This window comes from Clostridioides sp. ES-S-0190-01, from assembly GCF_020658275.1.
Lineage (GTDB): Bacteria > Bacillota > Clostridia > Peptostreptococcales > Peptostreptococcaceae > Clostridioides.
In genome coordinates this window covers 42,723-56,222 of the sequence record NZ_JACVWA010000043.1, presented here as the reverse complement: position 1 = coordinate 56,222, position 13,500 = coordinate 42,723, and the positions used below count along the sequence as shown (strand labels likewise).

17 protein-coding genes are annotated in these 13,500 nt (G+C 26.9%); 10 read left to right on the top strand and 7 right to left on the bottom strand.

The annotated features are described in order from the left end of the window. Positions 1–24 precede the first annotated feature (24 nt). The 3 genes from IC214_RS16555 (at position 25) to feoB (ending at position 3,165) form a co-directional block, all read left to right on the top strand. On the top strand, positions 25–465 hold the full coding sequence (locus IC214_RS16555) for a GNAT family N-acetyltransferase (protein ID WP_227432904.1): 441 nt from the start codon (positions 25–27) through the stop codon (positions 463–465). A 326-nt stretch (positions 466–791) separates the two neighbouring features. Next, positions 792–1,019, top strand: coding sequence for a FeoA family protein (locus IC214_RS16550; RefSeq protein WP_227432903.1), 228 nt, complete (start codon positions 792–794; stop codon positions 1,017–1,019). 25 nt (positions 1,020–1,044) lie between these two features. After that, positions 1,045–3,165, top strand: coding sequence for a ferrous iron transport protein B (feoB, locus tag IC214_RS16545; RefSeq protein ID WP_227432901.1), 2,121 nt, complete (start codon positions 1,045–1,047; stop codon positions 3,163–3,165). 141 nt (positions 3,166–3,306) lie between these two features. Here the strand turns inward: feoB and IC214_RS16540 are convergent, their stop codons facing one another. Beyond that, positions 3,307–4,125, bottom strand: coding sequence for a MerR family transcriptional regulator (locus tag IC214_RS16540; RefSeq protein WP_227432899.1), 819 nt, complete (start codon positions 4,123–4,125; stop codon positions 3,307–3,309). A gap of 435 nt (positions 4,126–4,560) precedes the next feature. Beyond that, positions 4,561–4,734 (bottom strand): BlaI/MecI/CopY family transcriptional regulator, encoded by a 174-nt coding sequence (locus IC214_RS16535; protein WP_227432897.1) that lies wholly within the window; start codon positions 4,732–4,734, stop codon positions 4,561–4,563. A gap of 213 nt (positions 4,735–4,947) precedes the next feature. Here IC214_RS16535 and IC214_RS16530 point away from each other — a divergent pair, with 213 nt between their 5' ends. From IC214_RS16530 to IC214_RS16515, 4 genes are all read left to right on the top strand, one after another. Next, a complete protein-coding gene (locus tag IC214_RS16530) occupies positions 4,948–5,181 on the top strand; it encodes a helix-turn-helix transcriptional regulator (RefSeq protein WP_227432895.1) in 234 nt (77 codons plus the stop codon). Beyond that, complete coding sequence (locus IC214_RS16525; RefSeq protein WP_227432894.1) at positions 5,165–5,578, top strand: hypothetical protein; 414 nt, start codon at positions 5,165–5,167, stop codon at positions 5,576–5,578. Before IC214_RS16530 ends, IC214_RS16525 begins: the two co-directional genes overlap by 17 nt. 89 nt (positions 5,579–5,667) lie before the next feature. Beyond that, complete coding sequence (locus IC214_RS16520; protein ID WP_227432893.1) at positions 5,668–5,868, top strand: hypothetical protein; 201 nt, start codon at positions 5,668–5,670, stop codon at positions 5,866–5,868. A gap of 378 nt (positions 5,869–6,246) precedes the next feature. Beyond that, positions 6,247–6,564 (top strand): hypothetical protein, encoded by a 318-nt coding sequence (locus IC214_RS16515; RefSeq protein ID WP_227851666.1) that lies wholly within the window; start codon positions 6,247–6,249, stop codon positions 6,562–6,564. A 59-nt stretch (positions 6,565–6,623) separates the two neighbouring features. On the opposite strand, the gene IC214_RS16510 is transcribed toward IC214_RS16515, so the two are convergent. The 5 genes from IC214_RS16510 to IC214_RS16490 form a co-directional block, all read right to left on the bottom strand. Next, positions 6,624–6,791 carry a hypothetical protein gene (locus tag IC214_RS16510; protein WP_227834589.1) on the bottom strand — a complete coding sequence of 56 codons (168 nt, stop codon included), beginning with the start codon at positions 6,789–6,791 and terminating at the stop codon, positions 6,624–6,626. A 6-nt stretch (positions 6,792–6,797) separates the two neighbouring features. Further along, entirely contained in the window at positions 6,798–7,025 is a 228-nt protein-coding gene (locus IC214_RS16505; protein ID WP_227482334.1) for a DUF2829 domain-containing protein, read from the bottom strand. Between the two features lie 68 nt (positions 7,026–7,093). Next, on the bottom strand, positions 7,094–7,312 hold the full coding sequence (locus IC214_RS16500; RefSeq protein WP_227432888.1) for a hypothetical protein: 219 nt from the start codon (positions 7,310–7,312) through the stop codon (positions 7,094–7,096). Between the two features lie 644 nt (positions 7,313–7,956). Further along, on the bottom strand, positions 7,957–8,106 hold the full coding sequence (locus IC214_RS16495; protein WP_227432886.1) for a hypothetical protein: 150 nt from the start codon (positions 8,104–8,106) through the stop codon (positions 7,957–7,959). Positions 8,107–8,340: 234 nt separating this feature from the next. Then, positions 8,341–10,443, bottom strand: a complete 2,103-nt coding sequence (locus tag IC214_RS16490) for a bifunctional diguanylate cyclase/phosphodiesterase (protein ID WP_227482333.1) — start codon at positions 10,441–10,443, stop codon at positions 8,341–8,343. A 421-nt stretch (positions 10,444–10,864) separates the two neighbouring features. On the opposite strand from IC214_RS16490, the gene IC214_RS16485 reads away from it, so the two are divergent. From IC214_RS16485 to IC214_RS16475, 3 genes are all read left to right on the top strand, one after another. Beyond that, positions 10,865–11,047, top strand: coding sequence for a hypothetical protein (locus tag IC214_RS16485; RefSeq protein WP_227432883.1), 183 nt, complete (start codon positions 10,865–10,867; stop codon positions 11,045–11,047). Between the two features lie 233 nt (positions 11,048–11,280). Next, positions 11,281–12,195 (top strand): DUF2935 domain-containing protein, encoded by a 915-nt coding sequence (locus IC214_RS16480; protein WP_227863073.1) that lies wholly within the window; start codon positions 11,281–11,283, stop codon positions 12,193–12,195. Positions 12,196–12,640: 445 nt separating this feature from the next. Next, positions 12,641–13,288: a lactate utilization protein gene (locus IC214_RS16475; protein WP_227866816.1), complete on the top strand. Its 648-nt coding sequence runs from the start codon at positions 12,641–12,643 to the stop codon at positions 13,286–13,288. Positions 13,289–13,500: the final 212 nt, after the last annotated feature.

Here is a 13,500-nt window from a genome sequence, read left to right as displayed (position 1 = left end):
TAATATACTTAGGAGGTAATTATTATGTTTAAAATAAAACACTTTAATGATTTAAGTCTAAATGAGTTTTACGAAATAGCAAAGTCAAGATATGAAGTATTTGCATGCGAACAGAGGATATTTTCATTAAATGATTATGATGATGTAGACAAAAACTCTTATCATATATTTTTAGAAGAGAATGGGTTGATTTGTGCTTATGCCAGAATAATCCCTAAAAAATATAGCTCTTATAATGATGTTTCTATTGGTAGGGTTTTAGTTCTTTCTACTCATCGAAAAAAGGGCTTGGCAAAGAAAATGATGGACTGTGCTATAGACTTTATAAAGGTTAATTTGCATGAAAATAATATAACCTTATCAGCACAGGCTTACATAAAAAATCTTTACTTATCTTGTGGTTTTAAAGAAATTTCAGAAGTGTATGATGAAGCAGGTATTGAACATATTAAAATGAGATTATAGTGTTGACAAGCTAACATTGTTAATATATAATTAAATCATAAATTAAATATTGAATTGATATCTAGGTATTTGAAAATACCTTATATAAGTCAGAAGGCTTTTGCGCTTTCTGACTTTTTTATTATCAAAATTCAATAATTATATAGATTCAAAATGTTAATTTTTATTCTATATTCTACTTTCCCCAAAAGTAAGAATTATACCCAACTTTGTGATAGGCATATTGCCTATCTTTTTTTTGCAAAAAGTAACAAGGTAATAGCATAGTGCATAGTTTAAAATAAGAAGATTAGCTCAGGCTAAATTTCATGCATGGAGGTGCTACTATGAAAAACCTTAATGATATTCAAGTGAAAAAAACTGTTAAAGTTGAAGATATATTATCTAGTGGTAATTTAAGAGAGAGAATGTTAGCGCTTGGTCTTACTAGAGGAGCTGTTATAGATGTAGTTAGAAAAGGACCAAAAAATAATTTAACTGTCTACAACATCAGAGGTAGCAAGATAGCTCTACGACAAGAAGAAAGTAGACTAATATTAGTTTCTGACATTTAAAATTTTCTAGCAGGAGGATATTAATATGGGTTTAACACACAACTCAACTAAAATGAATTCTTTAAAAGACATGTTTGATATAGATAACAAGGAAGACCAGTTTGTAATTGCACTAGCTGGTAATCCAAATACAGGTAAAAGTACTGTATTTAATCATCTTACTGGACTTAGACAACACACTGGAAATTGGCCAGGAAAAACTGTAGCTACAGCTCGTGGTAATTTCAAATATCAAAATACAGAGTATGCATTAATAGATTTACCAGGAACATATTCTCTATTTGCTTTGTCACAAGAAGAGGTTGTAGCTCGTGATTTTATATGCTTTGGTAATCCAGATGCAGTAATAGTAGTGTGTGATGCTACATGTCTTGAAAGAAATTTAAATTTAGTTTTTCAAGTAATGGAACTCACAGATAAAGTCATTTTGTGTATAAATTTGATAGATGAAGCTAGAAAAAAAGGTATTAATATTAATAAAGATTTCTTAGAGGAATCTCTTGGAATTCCAGTTGTTTTAACTGCTGCAAGAAATGGTTCTGGTATGGGTGAACTATTAGAAATTTTAAATGACGTATCTTTTGATAGATACAAGTTTAATAATAAGCCAGTAAAATACAGCGAAAATATAGAAAACACAGTAAAATCAATTCAACCAGAGTTAGATGATATCATGCCAAATATAAATTCTAGGTGGTTGGGTCTTAGACTTATTGATGGCGATGAAAGTATTTTTGAATCTATGAGTAATTATATAGATAAAGATTCTATAGATGCTATTAACGAAGTAAAGAAAAAAGTTCCAAATGATATAAACAAACAGAAGACTAGAGATGAATTTACTAAAATCAATTATGATTATGCTAAAAAATTAAGTGATAAGTGTTGTTCTAATAATGCTAAAAAACCAACAGATAGAGAAGAAAAAGTAGATAAAATATTAACATCTAAAATATTTGGACTTCCAATAATGCTCTTATTATTAGGTACTATACTGTGGATTACTATAGAAGGTGCTAACTATCCATCCACTTTATTATCTAATTTATTACTTGGATTTGAACCAAGTATTTCAAATATATTAAATAGTATTAATTGTCCATTGTGGTTAAATGATATGTTAGTATTAGGATTATATAGAACTTTAGCATGGGTAATTTCTGTAATGTTACCTCCTATGGCAATCTTTTTTCCATTATTCACATTACTTGAGGATTTTGGATATTTGCCAAGAGTTGCATTTAACTTAGACCATCTATTTAAAAAAGCATGTGCTCATGGTAAACAGTGCCTGACTATGTGTATGGGATTTGGATGTAATGCTGCTGGAGTTATTGGTTGTAGAATAATTGACTCTCCAAGAGAAAGACTTATTGCTATACTTACAAATAACTTTGTACCTTGTAATGGTCGTTTTCCTACTTTAATAGCCATATCTACAATATTTTTTAGCTCTGTTGTAACTAGCTCTTTTGTATCTAGTATAGCAACTGCATTTTGTATAACCTTATTAATAATTTTAGGAGTTATAATAACATTGTTGGTTTCTTATACTCTTTCCAAAACATTATTAAAAGGAGTTCCTTCTACATTTACATTAGAACTTCCTCCTTATAGAGTTCCTCAAATAGGTAGAACTTTATATACTTCTATAATAGATAGAACAATATTTGTTTTAGGAAGAGCTGTAATGGTGGCTATACCTGCTGGTGTAATAACTTGGATATTTGCAAATATCTATATAGGAGATTTGAGCATATTATCACATGTTGCAAACTTTTTAGACCCTTTAGCTAAACTAATTGGCCTAGATGGCTTCATATTAATGGCTTTTATTCTTGGTTTTCCAGCAAATGAGATAGTTGTACCTATACTTTTAATGGCTTATCTAGCAACTGGTTCTATGATAGAATTAGATAGCTTTAGTGCTCTAGGTCAAGTTCTTAGAGAACATGGTTGGACTTATTTAACAGCTTTAAATGTTATGTTATTTAGCTTACTTCATTGGCCTTGTGCAACAACACTTTTAACTATAAAAAGAGAAACTGGAAGTTTAAAATGGACTGCCTTAGGATTTTTAATGCCTACTGTACTTGCTTTTGTTGTTTGTTTTTTAACAACTTTTGTTTATAATTTATTTGTATAATTAGCATTTAGTTAATATTAAACTTTATCCTATAAGTATTATTTAAAAATTCATATACTTTATTATTAAAATAGAGGTATATTCAGGTGATAAGTAAAATTACTTATCACGTGAATATACCTCTATTTTAATTTTTAATTCTTATATAGATATTTGAATTGAAATCTCAGTCATATAATTTTCTTCATTATTTTCGCAAAAAAAGTCAAGTATACTTTCTTCATATGAATTACCAATAATTTTATAGTTATTATCGTATATATATTTTTTTAATTTTTCATAGGACTTATATGAGTCTTCATATCTCCCAATATGCTTTATACACACATACATTCCTTCTGGCTTTATATATAGCTTTTTATCTTTTATTTTTTTATCTATTTTTAAATAAAAACTTGATATACTTAAATATTCTCCATTTTTTATATTTTCATTACTTACTATTGCTCCTAGTTCATACCCCTGATACAGATTTTTTGACTTACAGTAATTTGTAAAATCAATCAATTCCATCATAAAATTGCCATCATTTATACTACTCAAATCACTTGATAATACTAAGTATTCTTCACATCTATTGGATATATAAATTTCTTCATTATATATCTTAGAAATACCTTCAACTGTAGTATTTATCCGGTTTTGTATTTTAGAACTTATTTGTTTTAATTTTTTTATTTTCTCTTTTATCTTTTTTTCTTCTTCTTTAAGCATTTCTACACAATGTTGAGGGCTTCTATTTTTTATATATTCTTTTATCTCTTCTAAACTCATGCCTATTTCTCTTAATGATTGTAATATATCTAATGTATCGTACTGATATACTGAATAATATCTATAATTGTTTTTATCTTTATATTCAGGTGAAAAAATCCCTATTTTATCATAAAAAATCAACGTCTGCTTAGAAACACCACATAGTTTTGCAAATTCACCTGTAGTAAAATACTGTTTTTCCAAGGTTTGTACACTCCTTTTCGCTTTGTTGTCTATATAGTTACTATATCCTTTAGTATTTACTAAATCAAGTAGTTATTATTTAATAAAATCAATATTTTTTTAATTTTAAAGGTCAAATGTCAGTTAGATATCAGTAAAATATTTTACCCACAATTTTATATAACTTTTCCATATTTTATCCATATCAATAAAAAGGTAGCACTTATATTAGTAGCTACCTTTTACTCTATTAATCTTCATCTTTCCAAGTTTTTATCTATTCTCATATCTCTGTTATTTTGTCTTCTGTTATTTCCTCTTTATGTAGCTTTGAAATTATTTCTGATAAAGGATTGTTATGTAAACCTCAAAAAATTCTTTTTCTTTCTAATTTCAAATATTCTTTTTCTTTCACTAATACTGTATAGTGTACATGTCTTCTAATTCTCTGAGATATTAAAAAACCTTTTTAGTTAATCTTGCTAAGATTGTAATTGTAGTTGTATGTTTCCACCCATAGTTTTCATCCATTTCATCTGCAACATCTTTTGATATTACAGTTTTGTATCCCAAATTCCAAATAAATTTCATGAGTTTTAATTCTGCATCTGGTAATTTTTTATTTAGCATAATATATTCCTTCTTTCTATATAACATAAAATTTAACTTAAACTAATAGTAGGAACTTTTTAATACAAAAACTACAGGTAAAATTTACAATATATTCTACTTTTTTAGTTTATTTTTATCTTTTCTCTAAAAAAAATTGACATTTTACTCTTTTTAGGATATTATGAAGCTAACTTCACATGAAGTTAGCTTCATATAGAGAGAGGGTATGGAATGAAAACAAAAGTGCGAGAATTTCGAACAAATATGAGTTTAACACAGCAACAACTTGCTGATTTAGTCCATGTATCAAACAGAACAATTATTTCTATTGAAAAAGAGCAATATAGTCCTTCTCTTATGCTTGCTTATCGTATGGCACAAGTGTTTGGTATAACTATTGAAGAACTATGTTGTTTAAAAGAAAATAAAGAAATGGAGGACAAAAAACATGAAGGTAAAGAATAGACGAGGTTTTATAGTAGCTGTTATAGCTTCTATGTTATGCTGTGCTAGCATAGTTATTTACTGCATTTTAAAAGAACAAAGATTCCTAATTTCATCATTCCTTTTAATTACAATAGCAATCTTTAATTTTTACAATGCTTTTTCAAAAAAAGGCATTGTTGAAGAATTACAAGATAATGCAGATGAAAGAGACTTATACTTAACAATGAAAACAAGTCATATATTAGTTAAAATTATGAATTATACATTATGCGCTTTTACATTTCTTTTCATCATAGCTTATAGTGCATGGAAAAATCAATCACTTCTAGTTATAGCTATAACACTATGTGTCATTGAGATTTTTTTATTTGTTGCATATTTGCTCATAAATATACTTTTAGATAAAAAAGAGTAAATACAAGTTTATTAAAAACACAAGTTAATGTAACTATTTTAGAGGCTAATATATGTTTAATTTTTTTATAAATATGAGAGGTGATATAAGTGTGTTTTAAGACTTACATACTAAAAAGAACTCTAAACAACAATCAACTAGAAATAACTCGAAGTTTTGACTTAGATAATCTAATTTTTACTGCAACAGAAATATTAGAAGAAAATGAGATTGATTTGATAATTATTGATGAAGTAAATAATATTGTTTGGAAAAATGAAAAAAGCACTCCCCGACATGAGAATGCTTAGTTATAACTATAGAAGTGTATTGGCAGTACACTTCTATTTTTTTATTATATCATATGATTTAGGTTGTTAAAAAGACCTATTTAAATCAATTTTAAAGTGTGTTGAGTAATGTTCTTAATAGTTCATATATATTAATGAATTCAAAAAAAATAAGCACTCTTTTGCAGAAGTGCTTTTAGTGTAATTAATGAAACTTTGTAATACAATTATAACATGTCTTATGTTTTAGTATGATAGTTTTTGTTCGTTTTATTATTAAAACTTTTACTATAATTTTATTCCCTTTGTTAATATTTGTAATTTTTTAGACACTCTTTATGTTCATACTACTGATATACTTTGATTAAGAAAATAAATCTAAATGGAGGTATCTCTACTATGAATTCTTGGAACATTATATTTTTAAGTTATGGAGTAACATTTACAATAGTAGTTACTGTAGGATATTTAATTAAGGGTAAAACTAATTATTGTAAGAAAAAATATTTAGATAAATTAGAATTAAAATATGGGAATATAGATAGAGAAAAAGCTACTAAACTAGAAATATTTTATCACTATTTAATAGGTTTAGAATATATAATCATGGGTTTATTAATAAGAAGACTTGATACTGCAATAATATCAGTAATATTAGTGTCTATCATAACAATAATATCCTATTATTTAATTAGGAAAAGATATATTGTTTTATAAAATTTAAATTTATTAAAAAAGAAGGTAACAACTATTTCCAGTTGCTACCTTCTTAAGCATCAATTCTTAAGTTTTGATATACTAAAATTTTCAACTTGAGACTTGAATAACTGTTCAATCTCATAAACGTATATTGATTTTAACTGTCTTTTTATCTTGAGAAAGTCTATTGCTGGATAAATATTATTTGGATAAAAACTCTTATCATTTATTAACATCCTATCCATCCCTTATCATTCTCCTCTTATTACTTCCCAATCCTCTGCAAATATATCACTTACACTTGGAACCCATGTATTAAAAGAATTTAATGTGTTTTTTATTACAAAGAATGGATAAATTTCTGAAAACTCATAACTTCCGCCTTTATCCATTTGCACATACATTCCTTTCCCATTCCAACATAATCTAAATGCTTTTTCTTCATTTTTTATTAGTGGTAATACTTCTTCAAATTTCATAATTCATTCTCCTTTTCAATCTATTATATAAAAAAAGACCATCTACAAAGATAGCCTTTTAACTTATTCTATTTTTTTATATTCTTTATTCTCTTTATCTGCCAATCCTCATCAGTATTTTCCATTATGTATGTTCTAACTATTTCACCACAATCCAAACATAAATCAGAATATACGGTTGCTACTCCTAGTAAACTATATCTTAGTCCAACATTACCAGCATTTCCTTTTCCTCCCCATTTAATATTTTTTTGAATTTTCTCACTAGCACAGTTAGGACATTTCATGTTTATACCTCCCAAAATTATCATATATTTTGTGTACAAGTATGTATATTTGAATTCATTTAGTGTCTATACAATCTTTGATTTACTTATATATTACCAAAAGTTTGTGTACTGAATATGAACTGCATTAGAAGAATTTTAGAATTTAAAAAGACTAAACTTACCCAAACTTAGTCTTTTTAAGGTGGAATTACATATTATGTCTCAAGTTCTATGAATCGAACCTAGATTAAACACCAGTACCTGTATAATGAGTGAAGTTACCAAGTCCCACCCGATTTTTAGACTTTGAATTAAGATACAAAATTGTATGAGATTTTAATCTCAATTCAAATACTTAATATAGTATATTAATAGATTTTGAACATAATTAGAATTGAACTAGCATCATCAATCATATTACTAGCTTTATTAGCTTTTCCTGCTTTGACACTATCATAGCTTATACCTTTTGTTAAATCTCCAGTGAGCTACAAACAGTTCAATTGATAGCAGCTATCACATACATAAATTACTGCAAAATTTATATAATTATATCATATTATATAAATATTTTTTTTGAATAATTGTATCAATTTGTGGTATAATAAAAAACAAGAAGAACTACAATCTATTGTCAGTAGAGTGGAGTTCGTAATTTAAAATTACTCATTTTTACGGAATGTGATTTTTAAATCAAATTCCCAACCACTCTTAGTTGCCGCTTCGAGTGGTTTTTTACATTTTCCAAATAGTTTGTTAACTATAAAACTGGCAACTAAACGTTCTAGTACACCTCGTAAAAAAATATCCATGCACAATTCACCTCCCTTCTTAACGTTGGGAGGATATTCTTTACGCATGAACCTCACTCTTTAGATTGTAGACTGCTTCTTCTTGTTAACCCTATTATAGCATATATATTTACATAATCTACCTATATTTTACTTTTTCTTTATTTTTATCTAAGGTTAAATGTCAGTTAAAATTAAAATATATTTACTTGCTAGATTATATAAGTAAATGTGAAATTGAAAATTTGATTAGTATTAGATATCTAATTTTAAAATAGCTAAAATTTCTCTTGCTGTTTGCGGCTTTCCAAAAAAATATCCCTGTATGTAATCTGGTTTCATTTGCTTAACTAAATCATACTCCTCCTGTGTTTCTACTCCTTCTAAACACACTCTTATGCCTACATCATGACAAATTGCAACAATAAATCGTATGAATGTAGCATCAAACTTACTTTTTAATATGTCTTTGACAAATACTCTATCAATTTTAACTATATCTATTGGAGAAAATTTTAAAATCTCTAAAGAAGAGTACCCTGTACCAAAATCATCCATAGCAATACGAATTCCTAAACATTGTAGAATTTCAAACTTATCTTGTAAAATACTCATATTTTGTACTGTATGACTTTCTGTCAACTCTAATACAAGATTTTGATAAGGAAAACTTTCCTCAGATATAATTTTAATTACATCCTCAATAAACGTCTCCTCTAATATTTGTACAGCTGAAATATTTACGCTTACTGTAAAAAGAGGATTATAATCAATCCAATCACTACAAGTACGTAATGCCATTCGAAGTACCCATGCTCCCACATCATTTATCATGTCATTTTCTTCCAAAATTGGAATAAATTCTAAAGGAGAAATTGCTTCACCTTTTTGGTTAGTCCATCTTAAAAGTGCTTCTACACCTATTATTTTATGACTTTGCGTGTCTACTTGTGGCTGAAATCTAAGACTAAATCCTCGAAAATTATCATTAATTGATGCTTTCAACTCCCACATCATTTCCAATGAATGCATTTTATTTTTCAAGATTTTTTCAGAGAAAAAAACAAGTTTATTCTTTCCATGTTCTTTAGCATACTGTAAAGAATAGCTAGCATATTTATAAAGTTCTTTTACTGTATCTCCATGCTTTGGATATATAGCACATCCAGTAGAAATTGTTATATTTAATCCATATTTTCTCCACAAGTGAAGATGTATAATCAAATTCTGTATTTGTTCATATAGAATTCGAATGTCATTTTCTTCAACATTATCAACAAGAATTCCCATTTCATCACCATCAAGTTTATAAAGTTCAGCATTACCTGGCAAAATAGATTTTATAGATTGTGCTAAAGTTTTTATTATGTTATCTCCAAAGGCTCTATCATACATCTCATTAACATTCTTAAAGTCATCAATATTTAGTAGCATTATGCATAATTTTTCAATCATGGGATTTGAAAGTTTTTCTTCAAATACACTCATAAACTCATAGTAGTTCAATAACTGTGTTAATGGGTCAATCTTATTTTGTTTACCTAACTGCGTCATAATTCCTGCAAAAATACTTGGCTCTCCAAATTCATCACGCATTAATTGGCCTTTACACTTTAACCATATATATTCTCCACTACGATTTTTAGCTCTAAATTCAACTGTATGATAATCCATATAATCTTTACCTATTTCCATATTTGACTTATAAAAACGATTCCAGTCCTCTGGATGTACAATTTTTTTCCAATATTCAAGTGGATTTTCCACAATTTCTCCTGGTAAATCAAATAATTCAACTTGTGATGGTGAATATCGAAATACTCCTGTTTTGAAGTTACATATATATATATATTCATCTGTACCTCTAATAAGAGCATCATAAAGTAAAGTGGAATCATAATCAAATTTATCTCTTGATATATTTAAATACTCAAAGTTCTCTTTTTTTTCATCGTTATCTGATACGTGACAAAACTCATCAATCTTAAGTTGTTTGTTTAAATCTATAGAGTTTGTAATATCTATAGATTGATGTATATGAACAGTTGTCCCATCATACCATGTAATTAAACTATCATAATTCTCAAAAACTCTATTTAACTTATTACATTTTTCATACCATTTTATTGATACTCCTTTTTTATTGCTCGCCAGTAATTCTGAAATCTTACAACAACTGCAAGGAATATTTTTTTCGGGATATAATACTTCCCAACAGACTTTTCCTTCTGGAACTAAAATACTGTATTCTTCTTTCATATTTTCATTCATAAAAATAATTTTATTAGTATGAATATCTGTAATATATATATTAGTCTTTATCTGATTTAATATAATTTCAATGTTATGTCTGTTCATATACATGCCTCCTTCATTGTTACTATTACTTATAACAACATTTCCAAAATTATTTTTTATTACAGAGGATTGCTTAATCATTTATATATACACATTAAATAGCTTAATTTACTGGGGAAATTTATCACTTCATATTCTAAATTATAGTTGATAAAAAAAAATACATCAATATCCTATTTACCAATTTAAATGATATATAAAAAATCTATTTGATAATGGATTTGCCCAATATCTTACTTGGTTTCTTATTCATGAACATATAACAAAACAGCTATCCAGTTTTGCAATTATAACAACCAGTTTTGCATACCCACTTGTAAAATTTTTCTAGCCAATATATCATACTATATAGGTTATCAAATGAAATAATACATGCTATTTACTGAATATTTTAATTTTTCGTTTTTTAGGGGGATTGGTTGTGTTTAAAGATAAAATTGATGAATGTGTCCATATAATGACTGCATATATTGCTAATTTAAAAGAATACTATTCATTTATAGAAACTCAAATCGATGATTTTATTAAAAAATATGGCGAAGATACTGTGGAGTCATGTCTCCATAGAATAATGATTTTATTATGTGAGTGTGGTTTGGCATAAAGTCAAGTATATTAAGTAGGCAAAAAGAATTTTATATAAGATTCTTCTTGCCTACTTTTATGTATTTTAGCTTTAATAGTTTTATCCAAAAGTTATGTATTCAAAACTAAAATCTAATAATAAATCTTAAAACTAGTAACAAGAGAATTTAATTAATTTATTTCTAATATACATAAAATCAAATCTTAAGAATAAAGTATTATAAACAAGATAATTTTTAAAGGGAGGAAGTTATGATAGATAATCAAAAATATGTTATTTTATCACTTGAATTACACTTATTTTTTTCAAGAATCATGAAAGAGCATTCTCTTTTTTTGGAAGCAGGATTCACACCTAAGGATTACAATCTTGCTCTAGAAGCTGACCACTATAAAAAGCAATTTGAGGAATTATTATCATATGCTGTTAGTGCTAGCAATGGTGTAATTAGACCTGATATATTATATTCAGAAGAAATTGTCACTAGTCATACATTGAATGCAGAAAAAAAGACAGAGGAATTTACAGGAATAGAAATAAATCAAAACATAACCACAAGAGAATTAAATTTACAAAGTGGTGTAAATCCACAGGTTAACCAAGATTTAGTAAATTATGTAGCTCAGCTTAACTCAGATTCACTAAAGTTACTTGATGGACTTATTAATCTAAAAGAAAGAGTTCTAGATGGAGTGCTATCATGCAATCTATTTACCTCAAATTACCCTCTACTTATTGAACATATAATACATGAAGCTAACTTATATCGTTCCTATGTAATTGACCTAGAAAATAAAATAGATATTGATTCAAAAGATTTTAAAGAGATAGAATTATTTTGGGACCAAATTATGATGGAGCATGCATTGTTTATGAGAGGATTACTTGACCCATCTGAAAATGAACTAATCAATACTTCAAACGAATTTGCTGCAAAATTTAAGGAATTAATAGAAGAAGCAAATAAAATGAATGATGCTACTATAAATAGTATGACAGATAAAACTCTAGATGAAACAGTTGAATTCAAAGATTTTAAAGAGGCTGGAGTATCTGGAATAGAAGAATGTAAAATAAAATCTATAATATTGCCACTTTTAGCAGACCATGTGTTAAGAGAAGCCAATCATTATATCAGAATATTGGAAAACTACAAAAATATGTAATTAAAAAACTCTAAACAAATTTATATAACATAAAATTAATTAAAGTAAAGATGCATTTAAACTGTTTCTTTACTTTTTTATTATTCAACAGAACTTAAGTCATTTATTTATAATAAATATTTGTGAAAAAATCATATAATCAACTACAATTTACAACATTCTTATATAGTAGTTTTAAAAATAAGAACTCTTAACAGAACTATTTTTCCACTTGATTATTTACTAAAAATTAATAATATACATCTTATAATAAAAACTTATTTGTGTTATAACTATATTGTAACTATTTTCATAATTTTAGGAAAAGTTAATAATAAAATTGGTTTTATGTAAGCTTATTTTGTATAATCTTTTCTTTATCTTTATTTATGCAATTATCTAGTAGGTAAATTTAATTAGCATAATAGTTACAACTTTAAAATTTAAATACAGGAGTGATTTTAGTATGATAAGACAAACACCATTAGAAAAACGTTACGATAAGTTAGGTCCAAACATCGTTACAGCTCTTAAAAAACGCTATTTTGATGCTTATTACTGTAAAACTAAAAACGATGCTTTACAACAAATTTTAGATTTAATTCCTCAAAATCATACAGTCTCATGGGGAGGTTCTGAAACTCTTAAGGAAATGGGTGTACAAATTGCTGTTAAAAATAAAGGATATAAAGTTATTGATAGGGATTTGGCAAAAAGTCCAGAAGAAAGAACAGAAATTATGCGTCAAGCACTTCTATGTGATACTTTTTTAATGAGTAGTAATGCTATTAGTGACGATGGTCAGCTTTTTAATATTGATGGGAATGGAAATCGTGTAGCTGCAATGATTTTTGGACCAAAAAATGTTATAGTTGTTGCTGGCATGAATAAGATTGTAAAAAATATTGGTGATGCAATACAAAGAACTAGAACAATTGCTGCACCAGCAGTTGTACAGCGTTTTCAAGATGTTAATACTCCTTGCTATATTAATGGTAGTTGTATAGATTGCACAAGTCCTGAAAGTATTTGTGCATATATGGTAACTACAAGAATCAGTCGTCCAGCAAATAAGATAAAAGTAATATTAGTTGGAGAAAATCTTGGTCTATAAAATACATCTGTAAACAAAAATAATTACATAAATAATAAAATAATGTTACATAGTTTACTTACATAAGTGATAGAGAGAAAATTCTATATAAAATTTTCTCTCTATCACTTTTACCTTGTCCTCAAATTTCTATATTCCAATTTTCTTAAATACTATTTCCCTTAGAAATCAAAATATCTACTACTTTTATTATTTAAACTTCTATAATATAT

Bases quoted from the DNA above. Each gene is read 5' to 3' on its own strand.
- IC214_RS16555 (WP_227432904.1), top strand. From the start codon at position 25: ATGTTTAAAATAAAACACTTTAATGATTTAAGTCTAAATGAGTTTTAC.
- IC214_RS16550 (WP_227432903.1), top strand. From the start codon at position 792: ATGAAAAACCTTAATGATATTCAAGTGAAAAAAACTGTTAAAGTTGAA.
- feoB (WP_227432901.1), top strand. From the start codon at position 1,045: ATGGGTTTAACACACAACTCAACTAAAATGAATTCTTTAAAAGACATG.
- IC214_RS16535 (WP_227432897.1), bottom strand. From the start codon at position 4,734: ATGCTAAATAAAAAATTACCAGATGCAGAATTAAAACTCATGAAATTT.
- IC214_RS16530 (WP_227432895.1), top strand. From the start codon at position 4,948: ATGAAAACAAAAGTGCGAGAATTTCGAACAAATATGAGTTTAACACAG.
- IC214_RS16525 (WP_227432894.1), top strand. From the start codon at position 5,165: ATGAAGGTAAAGAATAGACGAGGTTTTATAGTAGCTGTTATAGCTTCT.
- IC214_RS16515 (WP_227851666.1), top strand. From the start codon at position 6,247: ATGAATTCTTGGAACATTATATTTTTAAGTTATGGAGTAACATTTACA.
- IC214_RS16510 (WP_227834589.1), bottom strand. From the start codon at position 6,791: ATGGATAGGATGTTAATAAATGATAAGAGTTTTTATCCAAATAATATT.
- IC214_RS16505 (WP_227482334.1), bottom strand. From the start codon at position 7,025: ATGAAATTTGAAGAAGTATTACCACTAATAAAAAATGAAGAAAAAGCA.
- IC214_RS16500 (WP_227432888.1), bottom strand. From the start codon at position 7,312: ATGAAATGTCCTAACTGTGCTAGTGAGAAAATTCAAAAAAATATTAAA.
- IC214_RS16495 (WP_227432886.1), bottom strand. From the start codon at position 8,106: ATGGATATTTTTTTACGAGGTGTACTAGAACGTTTAGTTGCCAGTTTT.
- IC214_RS16490 (WP_227482333.1), bottom strand. From the start codon at position 10,443: ATGAACAGACATAACATTGAAATTATATTAAATCAGATAAAGACTAAT.
- IC214_RS16480 (WP_227863073.1), top strand. From the start codon at position 11,281: ATGATAGATAATCAAAAATATGTTATTTTATCACTTGAATTACACTTA.
- IC214_RS16475 (WP_227866816.1), top strand. From the start codon at position 12,641: ATGATAAGACAAACACCATTAGAAAAACGTTACGATAAGTTAGGTCCA.